Below are 18,352 nucleotides of genomic sequence, written 5' to 3' on the forward strand. Positions count from 1 at the left end.
AAGCATGTCCGTGGATAAGGCCACCGTGGCCAAGATCGCCTCTCTGGCCCGGATCAAGGTCAGCGATCAGGAGCTTGAGGCGATGGCGCCCGAGCTGAACCAGATACTCGGCTGGGTCGAGCAGCTGGGCGAGGTCGATGTGAGCGGGGTCGAGCCGATGACTGCGGTCATCCCCAACACGCTGCGCCTGCGCGAGGATGTGGTGGATGCCGATCCGCTGACCGGCGGCGGCATTCGCGATGCGGTGCTGGCCAATGCGCCCGCCGCCGAGCATGGCTTCTTCGGCGTGCCCAAGGTGATCGAGTAATGTCCAGCGAACTGACCGAACTGACTGTCGCCGCGATTCGCGAAGGCGTGGCCAAAGGCGATTTCACCGCGCGCGAAGTGGCGGAAGGTTTCAATGCCAATGTCGCCGCGGCCGGCGCGCTCAACGCCTTCATCGTCGCCACCCCGGACAAGGCGCTGGAAGCGGCGGACCGGGTCGATGCGGACCGTGCGGCGGGCAAGGCGCTGGGCAGGATGGCCGGCGTCCCGATCGGCATGAAGGATTTGTTCGCCACCCATGGCGTGCAGACCACCGCCGCCAGCCATATCCTCGAAGGTTTCTCGCCGCAGTATGAAAGCACCGTCTCCCAGAAGCTGTGGGATGCAGGCGCGGGGATGCTCGGCAAGCTCAATCTCGACCAGTTCGCGATGGGTTCGTCCAACGAGACCAGCTATTTCGGCAATGTGATCTCGCCATGGCGGCGGAGCGATGCCAAAGGTATTGGGGATAACGCAGCGCTCGCGCCGGGCGGCTCCTCCGGCGGGTCCAGCGCGGCGGTCGCGGCGCGGCTGTGCCCGGCGGCCACCGGCACGGATACCGGCGGCTCGATCCGCCAGCCCGCCGCCTTCACCGGCATCGCAGGCATCAAGCCCACCTATGGCCGCTGTTCGCGCTGGGGCATCGTCGCCTTCGCCAGCTCGCTCGACCAGGCCGGGCCGATGGCGCGGGACGTGCGCGATTGCGCGATCATGCTGGAAGCGATGGCCGGGTTCGATCCCAAGGATGCGACCAGCCTCGACCTGCCGGTGCCGGAATGGGAAGCTGGGCTGGATGCCGATCTCAAGGGCAGGACAGTCGGCATTCCGCGCGAATACCGCATCGACGGCATGGACGATGACGTGGCGAAAAGCTGGGACGACGGGATCGCCTGGCTGAAGGACGCGGGGGCGCGGATCGTCGATATCAGTCTGCCGCACACCAAATATGCGCTGCCGACCTATTACATCATCGCCCCGGCGGAAGCGTCGTCCAACCTCGCCCGCTATGACGGCGTGCGCTACGGGTTGCGCGACCTGCCCGAAGGCGCGAACCTGCAGGACATGTATGCCGCCACCCGCGCCGCTGGCTTCGGGCCGGAAGTGAAGCGCCGCATCCTGATCGGCACCTATGTGCTGTCGGCCGGGTTCTACGACGCCTATTATACCCAGGCGCAGAAGGTTCGCGCGCTGATCGCACGCGATTTCGCGCAGGCCTTCGGGCAATGCGACGTGATTCTGGCGCCCACCGCGCCGAGCGCGGCCTTCGCGCTGGGCGAGAAAAGCGCCGATCCGCTGGAGATGTATCTCAACGACGTGTTCTCCGTCCCGGCGTCGCTGGCGGGTCTGCCGGCCATGTCGGTTCCGGCCGGGCTGAATCGCGAAGGCCTGCCGCTCGGCCTGCAGATCATCGGCAAGGCTTTCGACGAGCAGGGCGTTCTGAACGCGGGCCTCGCCATCGAACAGCGGGCGCAGTTCGGCGCGAAGCCGGAGAAGTGGTGGAGTTAATCGTCACTCCAGCGGAAGCTGGAGTCTCGGGCCATCTGGCCCGACCCCGATCAACCAGATCCCAGCCTTCGCTGGGATGACGGAAGAACGAAGATGTCTGATTACCGCATTCAGGGCGCAACCGGCGAATGGGAGGTCGTGATCGGCCTCGAAGTCCATGCGCAGGTCACGAGCAAGGCCAAGCTGTTCTCGGGCGCGGCCACCGCCTTCGGGGCGGAGCCGAACGCGCAGGTCAGCCTGGTCGATGCGGCCATGCCTGGCATGTTGCCGGTGCCGAACCGGGAATGCATCCGCCAAGCGGTGCGCACCGGCATGGCGATCGACGCGCAGATCAACAAGTGGAGCCGGTTCGACCGCAAGAACTACTTCTACGCGGACCTGCCGCAGGGCTACCAGATCAGCCAGCTCTATCACCCGCTGGTGGGCGAGGGGCATATCGACATCGCCCTCGACGAGAAGAATCCCGAGGACGCCAAGCGCATCGGGATCGAGCGCATCCATGTCGAGCAGGATGCGGGCAAGCTGATGCACGACCAGCACCCAACCATGTCCTACGTCGACCTCAATCGCTCCGGCGTGGCGCTGATGGAAATCGTCAGCCGCCCGGACATGCGTTCGCCCGCCGAAGCCGGGGCCTATGTCCGCAAGCTGCGCACTATCCTGCGCTATGTCGGCTCCTGCGACGGCAATATGGAGGAAGGCTCCATGCGTGCCGACGTCAACGTCTCCGTGCGCAAGCCGGGCGAGGAATTCGGCACCCGCACCGAAACCAAGAACGTCAATTCCGTGCGCTTCATCATGCAGGCGATTGAATATGAGGCGAGCCGCCAGGTCGATGTGCTGGAAGGCGGCGGGAAGATCGTGCAGGAGACCCGCCTGTTCGACCCCGACAGCGGCACCACTCGCTCCATGCGCTCCAAGGAGGATGCGCATGATTACCGCTACTTCCCGGACCCGGACCTGCTGCCGCTGGAGCTGGATGAGGCTTTCCTCGACGAATGCCGCGCCAGCCTGCCGGAACTGCCGGACGCCAAGCGCCTTCGCTATGAGAACGAGCTGGGCCTCTCCGCCTATAATGCCGATGTATTGACCGCCGAGGTCGAGACGGCCCGCTGGTTCGAGGCGCTGCTGGCCGCAAGCGCGGCAAGGCAGGGCAAGCCGGATGCCGCTGTCGCGAAGCAGGCCGCCAACTGGCTGATTTCCGAACTGTTCGGTGCGCTCAACAAGCTGGGCGTGGAGCTGGAGAACAGCCCGGTCAGCCCGGAAGCGGGGGCGGAATTGCTGGCGCTGATCGGCGACGGCACCATCTCCGGCTCCATCGCCAAGCAGGTGCTGGAAAAGATGCTGGAGACGGGAGACGGCGCCGCGGCCATCGTCGAGCGCGAAGGGCTGAAGCAGGAAAGCGACACAGGCGCGATCGAGGCGGCGGTGGACAAGGTGCTGGCCGACAATGCCGACAAGGTCGAGCAGTACAAGGGCGGCAAGGAAGCGCTGTTCGGCTTCTTCGTCGGCCAGACCATGAAGGCGATGCAGGGCAAAGCCAATCCGCAGGTGGTCAACGAGCTGCTCAAGCAGAAGCTGGGGTAAGGCCAGGCGGGACGGCGCGCATGTCGATGGCCGTGGTCCTCGTCCATCCGGAAATCCCGCACAACACCGGCGCGATCGGGCGCACCTGCGTGGCGCTCGACCTCGAGCTGGTGCTGATCCGGCCTTACGGCTTCGACTTGTCGGACAAGCACCTCAAGCGCGCCGGGCTGGATTACTGGGAGCATGTGCGGCTGGCCGAGTTCGATAGCTGGAACGCTTTCCTGGCGGAGCGCGCCCCGCGCGAGGAGCAGATTTTCCTGTTCGAGGAATATGCCGCGCGCAGCTTCTACGAGCCTGCCTATCCCGACGATGCCTACCTCGTCTTCGGCCGGGAGACCAAAGGGCTGCCCGCCGCGATCGTGGAGCCGCTGGCGCATCGCATGGTTCGCCTGCCGATGCGCTCCGGCCATATCCGCTCGCTCAATCTCGCCAATGCCGTGACCGCCGCCGTCTATCAGGCGCTGCGCGGGCAGCTTGGCGGCTGAGGTCCGCTGACGATTTTCCTACAGGGCGGGGATGTGCGACAGTGCCGCCCATGTTCGTCCGGTCTTCCCCGCACAGTCTTGAGCACCTGTCAGGAGCGCCCATTTATGCCATGAAAACAAGGAGTGAATTTTTCCTCCTGAACAGTGTCAACTGTGTCAACCTGCCCGGATCGGGCATCGGGAAAATTGGTGGAGGCGGACGAGGATGAAGCGCGTGGGGATGAGGTTTGAGAAACTAGGGAAGCACAAGTTGGAGAGGCCGAAATGAGATTGGTAGCAGTTACTTTGCCCCTCCTACTCGTTGCCTGCGGGAACGATGACGACATCCTCGGTTACGATGCCCTTTCAAAGCAAGTCGAAGGAACGCGGGTTGGGCACGCTGCAGATCATTGGATCGAGATGAGAAACATGGCCGGAGAATGGGAGCGGACCGGCCTGATCTTTGGCTATGCCGACGATTATGACGAATGCACGAAAGCAATCACCGGTTTGAAGAAGGTCAACTATGCAAGGGAATATCGCTGCACGCCCGCAAACTGACGGCGTGTCGGCAATCTACATAATCGCCGGAAAATTTGATCCATATCCTTGTGTTGCAAAATAGCAACACTATCTGAGGCGTCAGAAAGGTGAGGGAGATCCCATGAATCTCGAAAAATTTACCGACCGCGCCAAGGGCTTTCTGCAATCGGCCCAGACCGTTGCCATCCGCATGAACCATCAGCGGATCACGCCGGAGCATCTGCTCAAGGCCCTGCTGGAGGATTCCGAAGGCATGGCGGCGGGCCTGATCCAGAAGGCGGGAGGCAATCCCCGCTTCGCCGCCGAGGAGGTGGACAGGGCGCTGGCCAAGATCCCGGCCGTTTCCGGCGGCGGCTCGCAGGCCGCGCCGGGGCTGGACAATGAATCCGTGCGCGTGCTCGATCAGGCCGAGCAACTGGCGACCAAGGCCGGCGACAGCTTCGTGCCGGTGCAGCGCATCGTGCAGGCGCTGGCATTGGCTTCGACCACGGCGGCCGGCCAGGCGCTCAAGGCCGCCAATGTCGATGCCAGGGCGCTGGAAGCCGCGATCCAGGAAGTGACTGGCGGCCGCGCCGCCCACAGCGCCAGCGCCGAGGAAAGCTATGAAGCGCTGGGCAAATACGCCCGCGACCTGACCGAGGCGGCCCGTGAGGGCAAGCTCGATCCGGTGATCGGCCGTGACGAGGAGATCCGCCGCACCGTGCAGATCCTCGCCCGCCGCACCAAGAACAACCCGGTGCTGATCGGCGACCCCGGCGTAGGCAAGACCGCCATCGCCGAGGGCCTCGCCCTGCGCATCGCCAATGGCGACGTGCCGGAAAGCCTGCGCGACCGCCGCCTGATGGCGCTCGACATGGGCGCGCTGATCGCTGGCGCCAAATATCGCGGCGAGTTCGAGGAACGGCTCAAGGCCGTGCTGGATGAGGTGAAGGGCGCCGAGGGCGATATCATCCTGTTCATCGACGAGATGCACACACTGATCGGCGCGGGCAAATCCGAAGGCGCGATGGATGCGGGCAATCTGCTGAAGCCCGCGCTTGCGCGCGGCGAGTTGCATTGCATCGGCGCCACCACGCTCGACGAATATCAGAAATATGTCGAGAAGGACGCCGCGCTGCAGCGGCGGTTCCAGCCCGTTTTCGTGGGCGAGCCGACGGTGGAGGACACCATCTCCATCCTGCGCGGATTGAAGGAAAAATACGAGCTGCATCACGGCGTGCGCATCACCGATGGCGCGATCGTGGCGGCGGCGACGCTGTCCAACCGCTATATCTCCGACCGTTTCCTGCCGGACAAGGCGATCGACCTGATGGACGAGGCCGCCAGCCGCATCCGGATGGAGGTGGAGAGCAAGCCGGAGGAGATCGAGAAGCTGGATCGCAAGATCATGCAGCTTCAGATCGAGGAAGCGGCGCTCGCCAAGGAAAAGGACGATGCATCGAAGGATCGCCTCGCCACCCTGCGGGAAGAGCTGGCCAATCTGGAGCAGCAAAGCTCCGAGCTGACCACGCGCTGGCAGAACGAGCGCGACAAGATCGCGGCGGAAAGCAGGATCATGGAAGCGCTGGATGCGGCCCGCAACGAGCTGGAGCAGGCGCAGCGCGCGGGCGACCTCGCCAGGGCGGGCGAGCTTTCCTACGGCCGCATTCCCGAGCTGGAACGGCAGTTGGCCGAGGCGCAGAGCCAGTCCAAGAACGCCATGCTGCGCGAGGAAGTGACGGAGGACGACATCGCCGGCGTCGTCAGCCGCTGGACCGGCGTGCCGGTGGACAAGATGCTGGAGGGCGAGCGCGACAAGCTGCTGAAGATGGAGCAGGTGATCGGCGCCCGCGTCATCGGCCAGGAGCAGGCGGTGGAAGCCGTCTCCAAGGCGGTGCGCCGTGCGCGCGCCGGCTTGCAGGACCCGAACCGTCCGCTCGGCAGCTTCCTGTTCCTCGGCCCGACCGGCGTCGGCAAGACCGAGCTGACCAAGGCGCTGGCGGAGTTCCTGTTCGATGACGATGGGGCGATGGTCCGCATCGACATGTCGGAATTCATGGAGAAGCACGCGGTCGCGCGGCTGATCGGCGCTCCTCCGGGCTATGTCGGCTATGAGGAAGGCGGCGTGCTGACCGAGGCGGTGCGCAGGCGGCCCTATCAGGTCGTGCTGTTCGACGAGGTGGAGAAGGCGCACAGCGACGTCTTCAACGTGCTGCTGCAGGTGCTTGACGATGGCCGGCTGACCGACGGGCAGGGCCGGGTGGTGGATTTCAGCAATACGCTGATTATCCTCACGTCCAACCTCGGCAGCCAGTATCTCGCCAATCTGGACGAGGGGCAGGATGTCGCCTCGGTCGAGCCTCAAGTGATGGAAGTGGTCCGCAGCCATTTCCGGCCCGAGTTCCTGAACCGGCTGGACGAGATCATCCTGTTCCATCGGCTGGGGCAGGAGCATATGGCGCCGATCGTCGATATTCAGGTCGGCCGGGTGCAGAAGCTGCTCAGGGATCGCAAGATCACGCTCGACCTGACCGAGGCGGCCAAGCGCTGGCTGGGCCGGGTCGGCTACGATCCGGTCTACGGCGCGCGGCCGCTCAAGCGGGCGGTGCAGCGCTACCTGCAGGACCCGCTGGCCGAGAAGCTGCTGGGCGGCGAGATCCCGGACGGCTCGACCGTCCGCATCGACGAGGGCGACGGGGCGCTGAACATCGCGGTCGCTTGATTCGAGTTGCTTGACCGGCCTGGAGCCTTTCTGTTGGGCAGGGTGTTCCATCCTGCCGGGAAAGGCTCTAGGCCGTTCGGGTAGTCAGCATTCAGCCGGAGATCTGTCGATGCGTGCCGCCTTGTCCACCCTTGTCGCCGAACCGGGATGCAGGCGGCGATGAAGGATCAGAGCTGGCATATCGGCGTGATCGGCGGGTCGGGCCTCTATGAAGGGGCCGAGCTCGAAGAGGCCCAGCAGATCGCCGTCCGCAGCCCGTTCGGCGAGCCGTCCGGCCCGGTCACGCTCGGCACGCTGGGGGGCGTTCGCTTCGCTTTCCTGCCCCGCCATGGGGTGGGCCATCGCCTGCCGCCGGGGCGCGTCAACTATCGCGCCAATGTGGATGTGCTCAAGCGCTGCGGAGTGACGGACATTCTCTCCATCTCCGCGATCGGCTCGCTGCGGGAGGAGCTGGCGCCGGGCCATTTCGTGGCCGTCGATCAGCTGATCGACCGGACCGAGGGGCGGGAGCGCAGCTTCTTCGGCGAAGGGCTGGTCGCCCATGTCGGCCTTGCCGATCCGGTCTGCCCGCGCCTTTCGGGCCTTGCCGCCGATGCCGCGGAAGCGGCCGGGGGCACGGTGCATCGGGGCGGGTGCTATATCGCCATCGAAGGCCCGCAATTCTCGACCCGGGCCGAAAGCCGGATGTATCGCCAATGGGGCGCGGATGTGATCGGGATGACGGCCATGCCGGAGGCGCGCCTCGCTCGCGAAGCGGAGCTTCCCTATGCGATCCTCGCGATGGTGACGGATTACGACTGCTGGCGGGAAAGCGCGGAAACGGTCGAGGCGGCGGAAGTGTTCGCGGTGATGGGCCGGAACGCGGCCCTCGCGCGGCGGACCTTGCTCAGCCTTGCCGAAGCCTTGCCCCCGGTGAGGGAGCCAAGCCCGATCGACCGGGCGCTGGACGGCGCCTTCGCCACCGCGCCGGACCATCGCGACGGGCGGCTTGCGGCCATGCTGGATGCGGTGGCCGGCCGCGCGCTCGGCAACGGGATGAAATGAAACAAGGCTCCGCGCGGGCAGGGCCTTGTTCCGAGGCATTGGTATTCGGGATCAGCCGCGCTTCGGCGGTCCGTCGGCGAAGGCGTCCGCGATGGAACAGGCCGCGGGGCCGAGGATCACGATGAACAGCGTCGGCAGGATGAACAGGATCAGCGGCACCGTCATGATCGCGGGCAGGCGCGCGGCCTTCTCTTCGGCCCGCATCATGCGCTCGTTCCGGAACTCCGCCGACAGCACCCGCAGCGCGGAGGCCAGCGGCGTGCCGTAGCGCTCGGTCTGGATCATGGTGGTCACCACGCCTTTGACCGACTCCAGATCGACACGATAGGCCAGATTGTCGAAGGCCTGCTTGCGTTCGGTCAGGAAGGAAAGCTCGATTGCGGTAAGCGCGAACTCATCCCCCAGTTCGGGATAGGCGCGCCCCAGCTCCTTGGCCACGCGATTGAACGCGGCGTCCACCGTCAGGCCCGCTTCCGCGCAGATGACCAGGAGATCGAGCGCATCGGGCAGGCCCTTGCGGATCGCATCGGTTCGCTTGGCTATCTGGTTCTGCAGGAGAATATCCGGTAGCTTGTAGAAGAAGATCAGCACGGCGGCGAAGGCGAAGAACCGCTTCATGCCTCCCCATTCGGGAAAGGTGTTGGACCCATAGATCACCAGTGCGCCGATCAGGCCGAAGACGATGGGCAAGATCATGCGGCCGAAGATGACCGCGAAGGCCCACTCCTTGTTGCGGATGCCGGCCTGGGCCAGCTTCTGCTGCGCCTGCTTGACCTGCGTGTCCTGCAGCACCTTCATCTTTTGCAGGGTCAGCTTCAGCCTGTCCGTGGTTTCGCTCTTGCGAACCACGCTGGCGCGCTTTTTCACCGTGGCCGTGACGATGCCGGCTTTCAGCTGCTCGCGCCGTTCGTTCAGGGATTTGACGCGCTTGGCCATCGGATCGCGCACGGTCACAGCCGTGTAGATCGCGAAGATCACCGCCAGAGCGGCCATGCCGGCAAGTATGCTGCCGACGAAGACGACGTCGACGCCAAGTAGCGTGGGTCCGGCCGGGGTTTCGATCATGCTTTGCGTCCCTGCTCAGATTTCGAAGCTGACCATCTTGGCCATGATGAACACGCCGATCCCCATCCAGATCATGCCGCCGATCCCGGCCACGATCAGACGCTCGTCGATGAAGAAGTCGGCGAGGTATTTGGGATTGACCCACCAGATCAGCCCGAACACGATGAAGGGGAGAGATCCGACGATATAGGCGGAAGCCTTGGATTCTGAACTCATCGCCTTGATTTTGAGCTTCATCTGCGAGCGCTTGCGCAGCACATCGGCAAGGTTGGACAGCGTTTCGGCAAGATTGCCGCCCGTCTCGCGCTGGATAGCCAGCGTGATGCAGAAGAAGCTGAATTCAGGGGTGTTGAGGCGGTCCGCCGTTTCCTGCAGCGCATCTTCCATCGTGCGCCCGACCTTGATCCGATCCACCACCGCGCGAAATTCCTCGCCCACCGGGCCGGGCACTTCCTGGGCGACGACCGACAAGGTTTCGGTAACCGGAAGGCCGGAGCGCAGGCCGCGGACCAGCAGCTCGATCGCGTCGGGGAACTTGGCGGTGAAATCGTTGGTCCGCTTCTTCACGAAGAAGTTGACGACCATGTGCGGAATGCCCGCGCCGAGCACCACGCCGACCCCGAGGGCAAGCAGCGGAACGCCTGTGCGCAGATAGATCAGGACGGTGAAACCCAGGATCAGGCCGAGCGTAGCGTAGAAATATTGGGCGATCGTCCATTGCTTGCCGGTGCGATGCAGACGCAGGGCCAGCGCCTCCATCCGGGAGGCGGAGCCGGCGATCTTGTGCATCTTCGGCTTGCGGGCGGCGACCGCCTTGCGCAGCTGCGCTTCGACCTTGTCCTTGGTGTTTTCGGAATGGCGGTCGCGCAGGGTCTGCAGGCGTCGCGCGCTTTCACGGGCCAGGGATGGCCCGGCAAAGGCGAGATAGCCGAGAACCATCATGGAAATCAGCCCGAACAGGACAATCAGGGGCTGGATGATGCTCATGCTCTAGCCTCGCTCGTTCGAATGCGGTTCTTGCGCCGGATTGCAACGCGGGCCGCTGCGGCATGCCCACGAAGGGCGTCGAAGCGGCCGCTGCGTCATTCCGCCGGCTCCACTGGGGCCTTGCGATTGCCCTTCTTGTTCATCAGGGCCTTGAGATCGAGGCTGCCGAGCAGGGAAGGCTTCACCTTCTTGACCGGATCGGCCGCTTCGGCGGTTTCGCCCGCGCCCAGGACCGCGCCCGCAATTTCGCGGATCGCCGCGCTCGCCTTGCTGGAACGGTTCGCCTCGACGAAGGTTTGGCCCAGCTTCGCGGCGTTGGCTGCGGCCTTGAGATCGTAGGGGACCATCCAGTCGATCTTGCGTTCGATCGACCCTTCGAAATCGGCCTTGCTGATCTCGCTGACGCCCGTCTGCACCCGATTGGCCACCACGATGGGTTGGGCATGCGGAGCATTGGCCTTGAGCCAGGACAGGATACGGATCGAATCCCGCGCCGAAGCGAGCGTCAACTCCGTTGCCAGAACGACCACGTTCACATCCGCGAGCAGATGCGGGAAATTGATCAGCATATTGCGCGGCAGGTCGATCACCGTCATTTCGAAGGCGTGCCGGAATTCCTCTTCCAGCTGCGCGAAGGCGGCGCCATCGGTCATCAAGGGCGAATTGATCGGTGCTTCGGCCGAAAGGATCGCGAGATTGTCATTCGCCCGGATCATGGCGCGTTCGATGAACAGGCTGTCGATGCGGCTGGGATTGTCGATAGCGTCCGTCAGCCCCCGGCCCGGTTCCAGATCGAGCGTGAGCGCGCCGGTGCCGAAATGCACGTCGAGGTCGAATAGAGCGGTCGGCCGCTTGTAATCGCTGCTGAATATCCAGGCGAGCGAGGTGGCCAGCGTGGATGCGCCGACACCGCCGCGCGTGCCCACGACGGCGGTCGAGATATGCTGCTTCGGAGCATTGCCGTCGAGCGCCTTGGGCTGGCTGAACACCAGCTGGGCCTGGGTCAGCGTATCGCGCAGGGCAGTCGGTGAGAGCGGCTTGAGCAGATAATCGTGGATGCCGCTGGCGAGAAGGTCGCGATACAGCCGCACATCGTTCACCTGCCCGATGGCGATCACCACCGTGCCCGGCTCGCAGACTTCGGCGAGGCCGTTGATGTCGTTCAGCGGATCTCCGCTTTCCGAAAGATCGACCAGCAGGATGTTCGGGCTTGCCGAGATCGACAAGGACTGGACCGCGTTGCGCAGCCCGCCCTTGTTGCATTTCTCCGGCGGCCAGCCCAGTTCGATCACCACCGGCCGCAAGGCGTCAAGCGTATTCTCGTCGCAGACGAAGGCGTTGAACGGGTCCCGGTTTCCCGGCATGTTCGCTTTCCAAGGCGCGTTCATGGCTTAGTTGCCCCCCTTGCTGGTGGCGTTTGCTGTCAGGCCGGCCTCTCCGGTCGGCGCTTGCTTGCGATAGCTCGAGATCGCCTTGCTCGAACTCATCACGACGGTATCGCCGGTGCCTTCGGCGCCTTTCAGGAGATGCTCCGGATCGGCGACCATCGCGGCCAGATTGCCGTTGGTCGCGCAACCATAGCCGGACCAGCTCTTGTTCGAGAGATTGCTGGCGGTGCGGTGCGACCAGTCGGGGCAGCCGGGGACGGAAGCGGACGAACGCGTCACCACGACCCGGGCCTGGCCGGGATCGACATATCCTTCCGTGACCGGCGCGACGTCGCTCACCAGCAGGCCATGACGCGCCGCGATGGCTGCCACGGCTTCGCGGGTTGCGGTGCTGCCGAGCGGATCGTCGATCGATATGCGGTCACCATAGCGCAGATTCATCGCCTCGAACCAGTCAGCGAGCTTGCGCTGTTCCGGAACGGGCAGGCCGCCTGCGCCGGTATGCAGGTCGAGAGCGTAATTGGTCCGCTCCACTACCGGCTGATGAACGCTTTCCAGCCCACGGATCGGCGCGTTCGAACCGGAACAACCGGCCATGAAAAAGCCCAGTGAGAGAGCGATGGCGGCAGCCATCGGCTTGTTTGCGCGGTTATGCATCCTGTTCACCTTTCTCACTTGAGGCTGAAGCCGGGTTCGGGAGTTGCCGCGGCCTGGCCCTTTTTCTTGCGGCCGCGCTTGGAGTCATCCGTATAGGGCAGGGCGGCGCCCACTTGCGGCCCGGCGGCGGGGCTGGGCGCTGCGCTCGGCGCTGGCCGGGTAGCTCCGTTCTCGCCGTTGGTTTCCAGATTGCCGAGGAACTGCTCGAGCGCTGTCGGAGCACGGAAGCCGTCCGTCGGCAGCTTGATGTCCCTGTCGTCCACCGGGTTGACCAGATACGGCGTCACCACGATCACCAGTTCGCTCTGGCCCCTGCGGAATTCGGTCGATTTGAAGAGATTGCCGAGGATCGGCAGGTCGCCGACACCGGGTGTCTTGTCGATCGTGTTCTGGGAATTGTTGCTCATCAGGCCGGCAATCATGAAACTCTGCCCGGAGCCGAGTTCCACGGTGGTTTCCGCCCGGCGGACGGTGAGAGCCGGAACCTGAAAGCCGCCCAGCGTGACGGCGCCCTGGCTCGACAATTCGGACACTTCCGGGCGAACCCGGATCGAGATGCGGCCATTGGCAAGCACGATTGGCGTGTAGGCCAGGCTCACGCCGAATTTCTTGTATTCGATCGCCGTCGTGCCGAGGCCCTGGCTGATCGGGATGGGAAATTCGCCGCCCGCGAGGAAGTCCGCGGTTTCGCCCGAAAGGGCGGTCAGATTGGGCTGGGACAATGTCGTGACCAAGCCATTGCGTTCGGCAAGGTCGAGCGCGCCCGCAAGATCCAGGCCGAGCAGCTTGCCGAACCCGGAAATGGTGGTGCCAGGGCTGTTCTGCGTTACGAAGGAGGTGCCATCGGAGCTTTCGGTGCCGCCGGTGAAGAGGCCGCCGCCAATCGTCCATTGCGGAAGGAAGCCTTCACGCCCCTGGGCAATGCCGAACTTGAAGCCGTTGGTTCCGTCGAAAGTATTGAGGTTGGCGCCCAATGCGCGGACCAGCGAGCGGCTGACCTCGGCGAAACGGACACGCAGGTTGACCTGCAGCGGCGTCGCCATCCTCAGGCGGCTGATTACATTGGTGCCTTCGCCCACGAACGCGCTGACCAGCCGCTCGGCCTCGGCCGCGTCCTCGGGCGCGGCGACGGTCCCGGTGAGCAGGATGGTGTTGTTGCTCATCGTCGCGACGCCGATCTTCGCCTCGGGCATGGCCAACGCGAGCATCTGGTCGATGGTGTCGATGTTGGAACCGACCCGGATATCCGCGGACCAGATCACGTCGCCGGCGGAATTGCTGGCATAGACGGTGGTTATCCCCCCCGCCTTGCCGAAGATGTAGAGCTGCTTTGCGGATTTCACCTGGACATCGGCGATCGCATCATTGGCGACGAAGATGTCCGCCATGCGATCCGGTACGGTGACGAGCTGGCCCCGGCCGATCGAGATGTCGATGGTCCGCGCAGCCAGGTTGACCGATTGCGCCGCAGCGGTGCCGGCGGGCAGGGTGCCCAGCGGCAACGCGGCGCAAGCCACGGTCAGCATGGAGACAGTCAGGCGTTTCATGCGTTTGCCCTTCGATTGCGCGATGCGCATTGCGGCGAAAATTTCGGTACGGCCCGGCATCTCACTTCCCCCCCACAGGAACGGTCGTCGTGTCCTTGCCGCGAGTGACGCGCACCACCGGCCCCGTCTGGACCTGCGGAGTCGCGCTGGCCGGAACAATGTTCATCGAGCCTGCGGACGAAGGCCTGGAGTCGACCGCGGGCATCGAACGGCGCTGGAAGCGCGAGACGTCGCCGCCGGTCACGAAGGTTCCGCCGCTGTCGGCCGGGCGGCTCATGGCCGCGCGCAACAGGCGTTCTTCCTCGGCGGGCGTGGCGCCTTCAGGGACATCCACGTCCCCGGCCGCGATGGCCTTTTCCAGTTCGGACTGGTTATCCGCGATGGAACGGAGCGACAGGCTGAGCGTGCCGATGGTCTGAGCCACCGCCACCTTCTCGGCGATTTTCGGCGTCACCTCGAGAGTGACGGTGCGGAATGCGCGGACCACGGTCTTGCCGTCCACCGTCTCGCTTTCGGTCGACTGGTCGGTGGCAAGCACGCGGATGTTGCGCAGGATCGTTTCCGAGGCCTTCAGCGCCGCGCCTTCGTCACCCTTGACCGTCTGGGTCAGCACGAGGTCGACCCGGTCGCCGGGAAAGACGAAGCCGGCCACGCCGGTCTTGGCGGAAACCGGAACGGTCACGGCGCGCATGCCCGGCCCGAGGGCGGCGGCCAGGAAGCCCCGGTCGCCAGGGCTGACCAGGGAGCCGCGCGTTACCGGCTCGCCGGCGGAGATCGGGTTGCGCACCACGGTGCCGAGCAGCTTGCTCATATCCGCTTCGCCGTCGATGAAGTAGGCGTCGGTCACCAGTTCCTTGGGCCAGAGCTGATAGCTGACGGAATCGGCCGTGATGATGGTGCCCACGGGAAGCGCCCTCTGCGCGACCAGGATCTTGGGGCCTTGCGGAACTTCCGCAGCGGCCTGCACCTTCGGCGCGGGCGACCCGGCAAGCATGCTCCGGGCGGCCATGGCCGTGCCGATCGCGACGATCAGCGCTCCCAGCAGCAAAATCAGCTTCTTCCTGTCCATGGCTGTTAAGCCCCCCTGTATTGCCCTTCGATCCCCGGGCAGTCTGACTTGCGATCAATCGCAGAGAATGGTTAAAATCAGGTTCACCCAGCGAGTTGCAGGGATTGCGCCGCATTCGGCAGGTAATGGAACCCAAGCACCCACAGTCCGCCGATGGCGATGGCCACCCCATATGGGATGGCCAGCTTGTGGCGCTGCCGCCGCATGACGTGCCATGCCCCCAGCACGAGCGTCAGCACACCCCCGGCCAAGGCCATCACCAGGAGCAATTGGAGGAACCATTCCGGTTTGATCCATAGAGCGAGCGCGGCGAGAAGCTTCACATCGCCGCCGCCCATCGCCCCCACGGCGAACAAGGCGGCGAGAATGGCGAATGCGGCGAACGCAATGCCGAGCTGGAGCGCGATGTCAGGCCAGAGCGATAGCCCGCAGGACCACCAGAACAGGGGCGCGGAAAGGGCGATTGCGGCATTCAGCCAATTGTCGATCTGCCGCCGCCGCAAATCCGTGAAGGCGGCCAGCAGAAGCGCGCCCGCCAGTGCCGCGAGCAGAAAATAGTGGAAAAAACCGCTTTGCATCTAAACCCCCCGGTGCCCCGAGGGATAAGTGGTACAGTTCATCACTTACCAAATAGTAACCACGGGCAGGAGGGCGGTATTAGGTCTGTTTCCGACGCGTCTGCCCAGGCCGGATCAGCATCGCCGAGCAAGCGGTTCGATCGCCGGTCGATACCCGAAAAATCCGTGGAAGGGCATTGGGTTGCCGCTGACGGGCAGGCGATCCGCCGGATAGACTGGCCGGCGGGCGAGGGCGCGGCCAAGGGCTCGCTCCTGTTCCTGCCGGGGCGGGGCGATGCCTATGAGAAATATCTCGAAACGCTCGACCACTGGGCGTCGCGGGGATGGCGGGTCACGTCCCTGGACTGGCGCGGCCAGGCCGGTTCCGGGCGGCTGGGGCGCGATCCGGTGACCGGGCATATAGACGATTTCGCGACATGGGTCGCCGATCTGCGCTCGTTCTGGGAAAGCTGGTCGGCGCAAGGCCCGGGGCCTTGCATATTGGCGGGCCACTCGATGGGCGGGCATCTTGCCTTGCGCGCGGTGGCGGAACGGGCGGTAAATCCGGACGCCCTGATCCTGATCGCTCCCATGCTGGGTATTGCCAGCCAGAGATTGCCGATGGGCTTGCTGCATGGCGTGGCGCGGCTGATGGCGGCACTGGGCGACCCGCGTCGCCCGGCCTGGCGGTGGAGCGAGAAGCCGGGGCAGGTGCCGGAAGGGCGCATCGACCTGCTGACGCATGACAGCGAACGCTATGCCGATGAACTTTGGTGGCGCGACGCGCGGCCGGAACTCGCGATGGGGCCGGGAAGCTGGGGCTGGGTGGAGCGTGCCTATGCCTCGATGCGGGGGCTGGCCCGTGACGGCGTCCTGGAAACAGTCAAGATACCGGTGCTGATCCTTGCAACGCAGGTGGACCGGCTGGTGGACACAGGGGCGATCAAGCGCGCCGCGCATCGACTGCCCGATTGCGAGTTGGTTCTGTTCGGGGAAGAAGCTCGCCATGAAATCCTGAGGGAAGGCGATCCGGCCCGCGACCGGGCGCTGGATGCTATCGACCAGTTTCTTGAAAAGGCCGCATTTGCCGCAAGGAGCCCTGCGTGACGGAAGACCGAGGTGCGAAGTCGTTCGATATCGTTGTTGTGGGCGCAGGCATGGCGGGGGCCAGCCTCGCGGCGGAACTGGCGCCCCATGCGACGGTTCTGGTGCTCGAAACGGAAGACCGGCCCGGTTTTCATGCGACCGGGCGTTCCGCCGCCTTCTGGGTGGAAAGCTATGGCGGGCCGCCGATCCTGCCGCTTACCGTGGCGTCGGGCGCTTATCTGGCCGAGCATGGCTTCCTGATCGACCGGGGCGGGCTGAACATCGCCCGCAAGGACCAGCTGGACCAGCTCGACCGCTTCCAGCAGCTTTATTCCGAAGCCGGAATCCGGCTTGAGCGCTGGGACCGGGCCAGGATGGAGAGCCATGTGCCGGGGCTGCTGCCGGACTGGGTCGAGGCGGTGATGGAGCCTGACAGCAAGGACATCGATGTCGGCGGGCTGCATAATCATTATCTCGCCATCGCGCGCCGGGGCGGGGTGGAGATCCGCTGCCGCGCCGGGCTTGCCGCCGCCGCCCGCGAAGGCGGGTGCTGGCGTCTGACCTTGGCCGACGGAAGCACGGTGAGTTGCGATACGCTGGTGAATGCCGCGGGGGCCTGGGCCGATCCGGTCGCTGAAATGGCGGGGGTCAGGCCCGTGGGCGTGCAGCCGCTCCGCCGCACCATGGTGCAGTTGCGCACTGTGCCGGAAGCCGCCCCGGATATGCCGCTGGTGCTGGATATCGGCGGAAGTTTCTACTTCAAGCCGGAGAGCGGACGGCTCTGGCTCACGCCGCATGACGAGCACCCCTGCGCGCCCTGCGATGCGGCTCCGGAAGAGCTGGATGTCGCCATCGCCATCGACCGGCTGGAGCATGTGGTGGATTGGAAGATCGAACGGGTCGAGCATAAATGGGCCGGGCTGCGCAGCTTCGCGCCGGACCGGGCGCCGGTTTACGGGCCTGATCCGAGGGAGCCTTCCTTCTTCTGGTTCGCGGGCCAGGGCGGGTTCGGCATCCAGACCGCTCCGGCCGCCGCCCGTCTGGCATCGCAGATCATGCTGGGCCTGCCCGCCGACGAGATGACCGCCCGCCTCGATGCGGAATTGTATAGCGCCCGCCGTTTCGGCTAGGATGCGGTGGCTTGCCGGATGAACGCCTGAAGAGAGTTTGCCCGATCACCAAGTGAGGAGACGCGAGAATGGCCCATCGTTTCGAGATCCGGAAGAACAAGAAGGGCGAGTTCGTCGCCTATTTCTGCTACAACAAGGAAACGATTTTCTGGACCGAGGGCTACGCGTCCAAAGCGGGGGCGAAGAACGCCATAGAATCGATCAGGAAGAATGGGCCGGGCGCGGAAACCGTAGACGATAGTTGATCCTGCCCGCAGGCGCGGACGCCCTGCGGCTACCCGCCCGCGGCCTTGGCGGCCTCGCTGGCCAGCTTGTCCACCCGCTCGTTTTCGGGGTGGCCGTTGTGCCCCTTGACCCAGATCCATTCGATCCGGTGCTTATGCGCCACGTCGATCAACTCGTGCCATAGTTCGGCATTCTGCACCGGCTTCTTGCTCGCGGTCTTCCAGCCGTTGCGCTGCCAGCCGTGAATCCAGCGGGTCATTCCGTCCATCACATATTTGCTGTCGGTATGCAGCATCACCTCGCAAGGCTCGATCAGGGCTTCCAGCGCCCTGATCGCCGCCGTCAGTTCCATCCGGTTGTTGGTGGTGTGCGGATCGGAGCCGGATAGTTCCTTCTCGTGCCGCCCCATCCTCAGCAGCGCGCCCCAGCCGCCGGGGCCGGGATTTCCCTTGCACGCGCCATCGGTGAAAATTTCCACCCGTTTCATGCGAAC

At 64.9% G+C, this 18,352-nt stretch carries 18 protein-coding genes; 10 read left to right on the forward strand and 8 right to left on the reverse strand.

Annotated features, from left to right (window positions below):
• Positions 1-4: 4 nt before the first annotated feature.
• The 7 genes from gatC (at position 5) to mtnP (ending at position 8,148) form a co-directional block, all read left to right on the forward strand.
• Positions 5-307, forward strand: coding sequence for an Asp-tRNA(Asn)/Glu-tRNA(Gln) amidotransferase subunit GatC (gatC, locus tag U8326_RS01575; protein ID WP_324741933.1), 303 nt, complete (start codon positions 5-7; stop codon positions 305-307).
• Complete coding sequence (gene gatA, locus U8326_RS01580) at positions 307-1,809, forward strand: Asp-tRNA(Asn)/Glu-tRNA(Gln) amidotransferase subunit GatA (protein WP_324741934.1); 1,503 nt, start codon at positions 307-309, stop codon at positions 1,807-1,809. The genes gatC and gatA overlap by 1 nt, the downstream gene beginning before the upstream one ends.
• A 93-nt stretch (positions 1,810-1,902) precedes the next feature.
• On the forward strand, positions 1,903-3,396 hold the full coding sequence (gatB, locus tag U8326_RS01585; RefSeq protein ID WP_324741936.1) for an Asp-tRNA(Asn)/Glu-tRNA(Gln) amidotransferase subunit GatB: 1,494 nt from the start codon (positions 1,903-1,905) through the stop codon (positions 3,394-3,396).
• A 20-nt stretch (positions 3,397-3,416) separates the two neighbouring features.
• Positions 3,417-3,881, forward strand: coding sequence for a tRNA (cytidine(34)-2'-O)-methyltransferase (locus U8326_RS01590; protein ID WP_324741937.1), 465 nt, complete (start codon positions 3,417-3,419; stop codon positions 3,879-3,881).
• A 264-nt stretch (positions 3,882-4,145) separates the two neighbouring features.
• Positions 4,146-4,421, forward strand: a complete 276-nt coding sequence (locus U8326_RS01595) for a hypothetical protein (RefSeq protein ID WP_324741938.1) — start codon at positions 4,146-4,148, stop codon at positions 4,419-4,421.
• 103 nt (positions 4,422-4,524) lie between these two features.
• Complete coding sequence (clpB, locus tag U8326_RS01600) at positions 4,525-7,104, forward strand: ATP-dependent chaperone ClpB (RefSeq protein ID WP_324741939.1); 2,580 nt, start codon at positions 4,525-4,527, stop codon at positions 7,102-7,104.
• A gap of 159 nt (positions 7,105-7,263) precedes the next feature.
• Entirely contained in the window at positions 7,264-8,148 is an 885-nt protein-coding gene (gene mtnP / locus U8326_RS01605; protein ID WP_324741941.1) for an S-methyl-5'-thioadenosine phosphorylase, read from the forward strand.
• Positions 8,149-8,199: 51 nt separating this feature from the next.
• Here mtnP and U8326_RS01610 read toward each other — a convergent pair whose 3' ends face one another.
• From U8326_RS01610 to U8326_RS01640, 7 genes are all read right to left on the reverse strand, one after another.
• Positions 8,200-9,213, reverse strand: a complete 1,014-nt coding sequence (locus U8326_RS01610; RefSeq protein WP_324741943.1) for a type II secretion system F family protein — start codon at positions 9,211-9,213, stop codon at positions 8,200-8,202.
• 15 nt (positions 9,214-9,228) lie between these two features.
• Positions 9,229-10,200, reverse strand: coding sequence for a type II secretion system F family protein (locus U8326_RS01615; RefSeq protein ID WP_324741945.1), 972 nt, complete (start codon positions 10,198-10,200; stop codon positions 9,229-9,231).
• A gap of 95 nt (positions 10,201-10,295) precedes the next feature.
• The gene (locus U8326_RS01620) at positions 10,296-11,588 is read right to left on the reverse strand and encodes a pilus assembly protein CpaE (RefSeq protein ID WP_324741946.1); all 1,293 of its coding nucleotides are present in this window, start codon (positions 11,586-11,588) and stop codon (positions 10,296-10,298) included.
• 3 nt (positions 11,589-11,591) lie between these two features.
• Complete coding sequence (locus tag U8326_RS01625) at positions 11,592-12,245, reverse strand: CpaD family pilus assembly protein (RefSeq protein WP_324741947.1); 654 nt, start codon at positions 12,243-12,245, stop codon at positions 11,592-11,594.
• A 14-nt stretch (positions 12,246-12,259) separates the two neighbouring features.
• Positions 12,260-13,792: a type II and III secretion system protein family protein gene (locus U8326_RS01630; RefSeq protein WP_324741948.1), complete on the reverse strand. Its 1,533-nt coding sequence runs from the start codon at positions 13,790-13,792 to the stop codon at positions 12,260-12,262.
• Between the two features lie 61 nt (positions 13,793-13,853).
• Complete coding sequence (cpaB, locus tag U8326_RS01635; RefSeq protein WP_324741949.1) at positions 13,854-14,861, reverse strand: Flp pilus assembly protein CpaB; 1,008 nt, start codon at positions 14,859-14,861, stop codon at positions 13,854-13,856.
• 83 nt (positions 14,862-14,944) lie between these two features.
• Positions 14,945-15,439 (reverse strand): A24 family peptidase, encoded by a 495-nt coding sequence (locus tag U8326_RS01640; RefSeq protein WP_324741950.1) that lies wholly within the window; start codon positions 15,437-15,439, stop codon positions 14,945-14,947.
• Between the two features lie 165 nt (positions 15,440-15,604).
• On the opposite strand from U8326_RS01640, the gene U8326_RS01645 reads away from it, so the two are divergent.
• The 3 genes from U8326_RS01645 to U8326_RS01655 all read left to right on the forward strand — a co-directional run bounded on the left by U8326_RS01645 (position 15,605) and on the right by U8326_RS01655 (position 17,879).
• Positions 15,605-16,525, forward strand: a complete 921-nt coding sequence (locus U8326_RS01645; protein ID WP_324741951.1) for an alpha/beta hydrolase — start codon at positions 15,605-15,607, stop codon at positions 16,523-16,525.
• On the forward strand, positions 16,522-17,634 hold the full coding sequence (locus tag U8326_RS01650) for an FAD-dependent oxidoreductase (RefSeq protein WP_324741952.1): 1,113 nt from the start codon (positions 16,522-16,524) through the stop codon (positions 17,632-17,634). Before U8326_RS01645 ends, U8326_RS01650 begins: the two co-directional genes overlap by 4 nt.
• A 68-nt stretch (positions 17,635-17,702) precedes the next feature.
• On the forward strand, positions 17,703-17,879 hold the full coding sequence (locus U8326_RS01655) for a YegP family protein (protein ID WP_324741953.1): 177 nt from the start codon (positions 17,703-17,705) through the stop codon (positions 17,877-17,879).
• A 29-nt stretch (positions 17,880-17,908) separates the two neighbouring features.
• On the opposite strand, the gene rnhA is transcribed toward U8326_RS01655, so the two are convergent.
• On the reverse strand, positions 17,909-18,346 hold the full coding sequence (gene rnhA, locus U8326_RS01660) for a ribonuclease HI (RefSeq protein ID WP_324741954.1): 438 nt from the start codon (positions 18,344-18,346) through the stop codon (positions 17,909-17,911).
• Positions 18,347-18,352: the final 6 nt, after the last annotated feature.

Source organism: Tsuneonella sp. CC-YZS046 (genome assembly GCF_035581365.1).
GTDB lineage: Bacteria > Pseudomonadota > Alphaproteobacteria > Sphingomonadales > Sphingomonadaceae > JAWKXU01.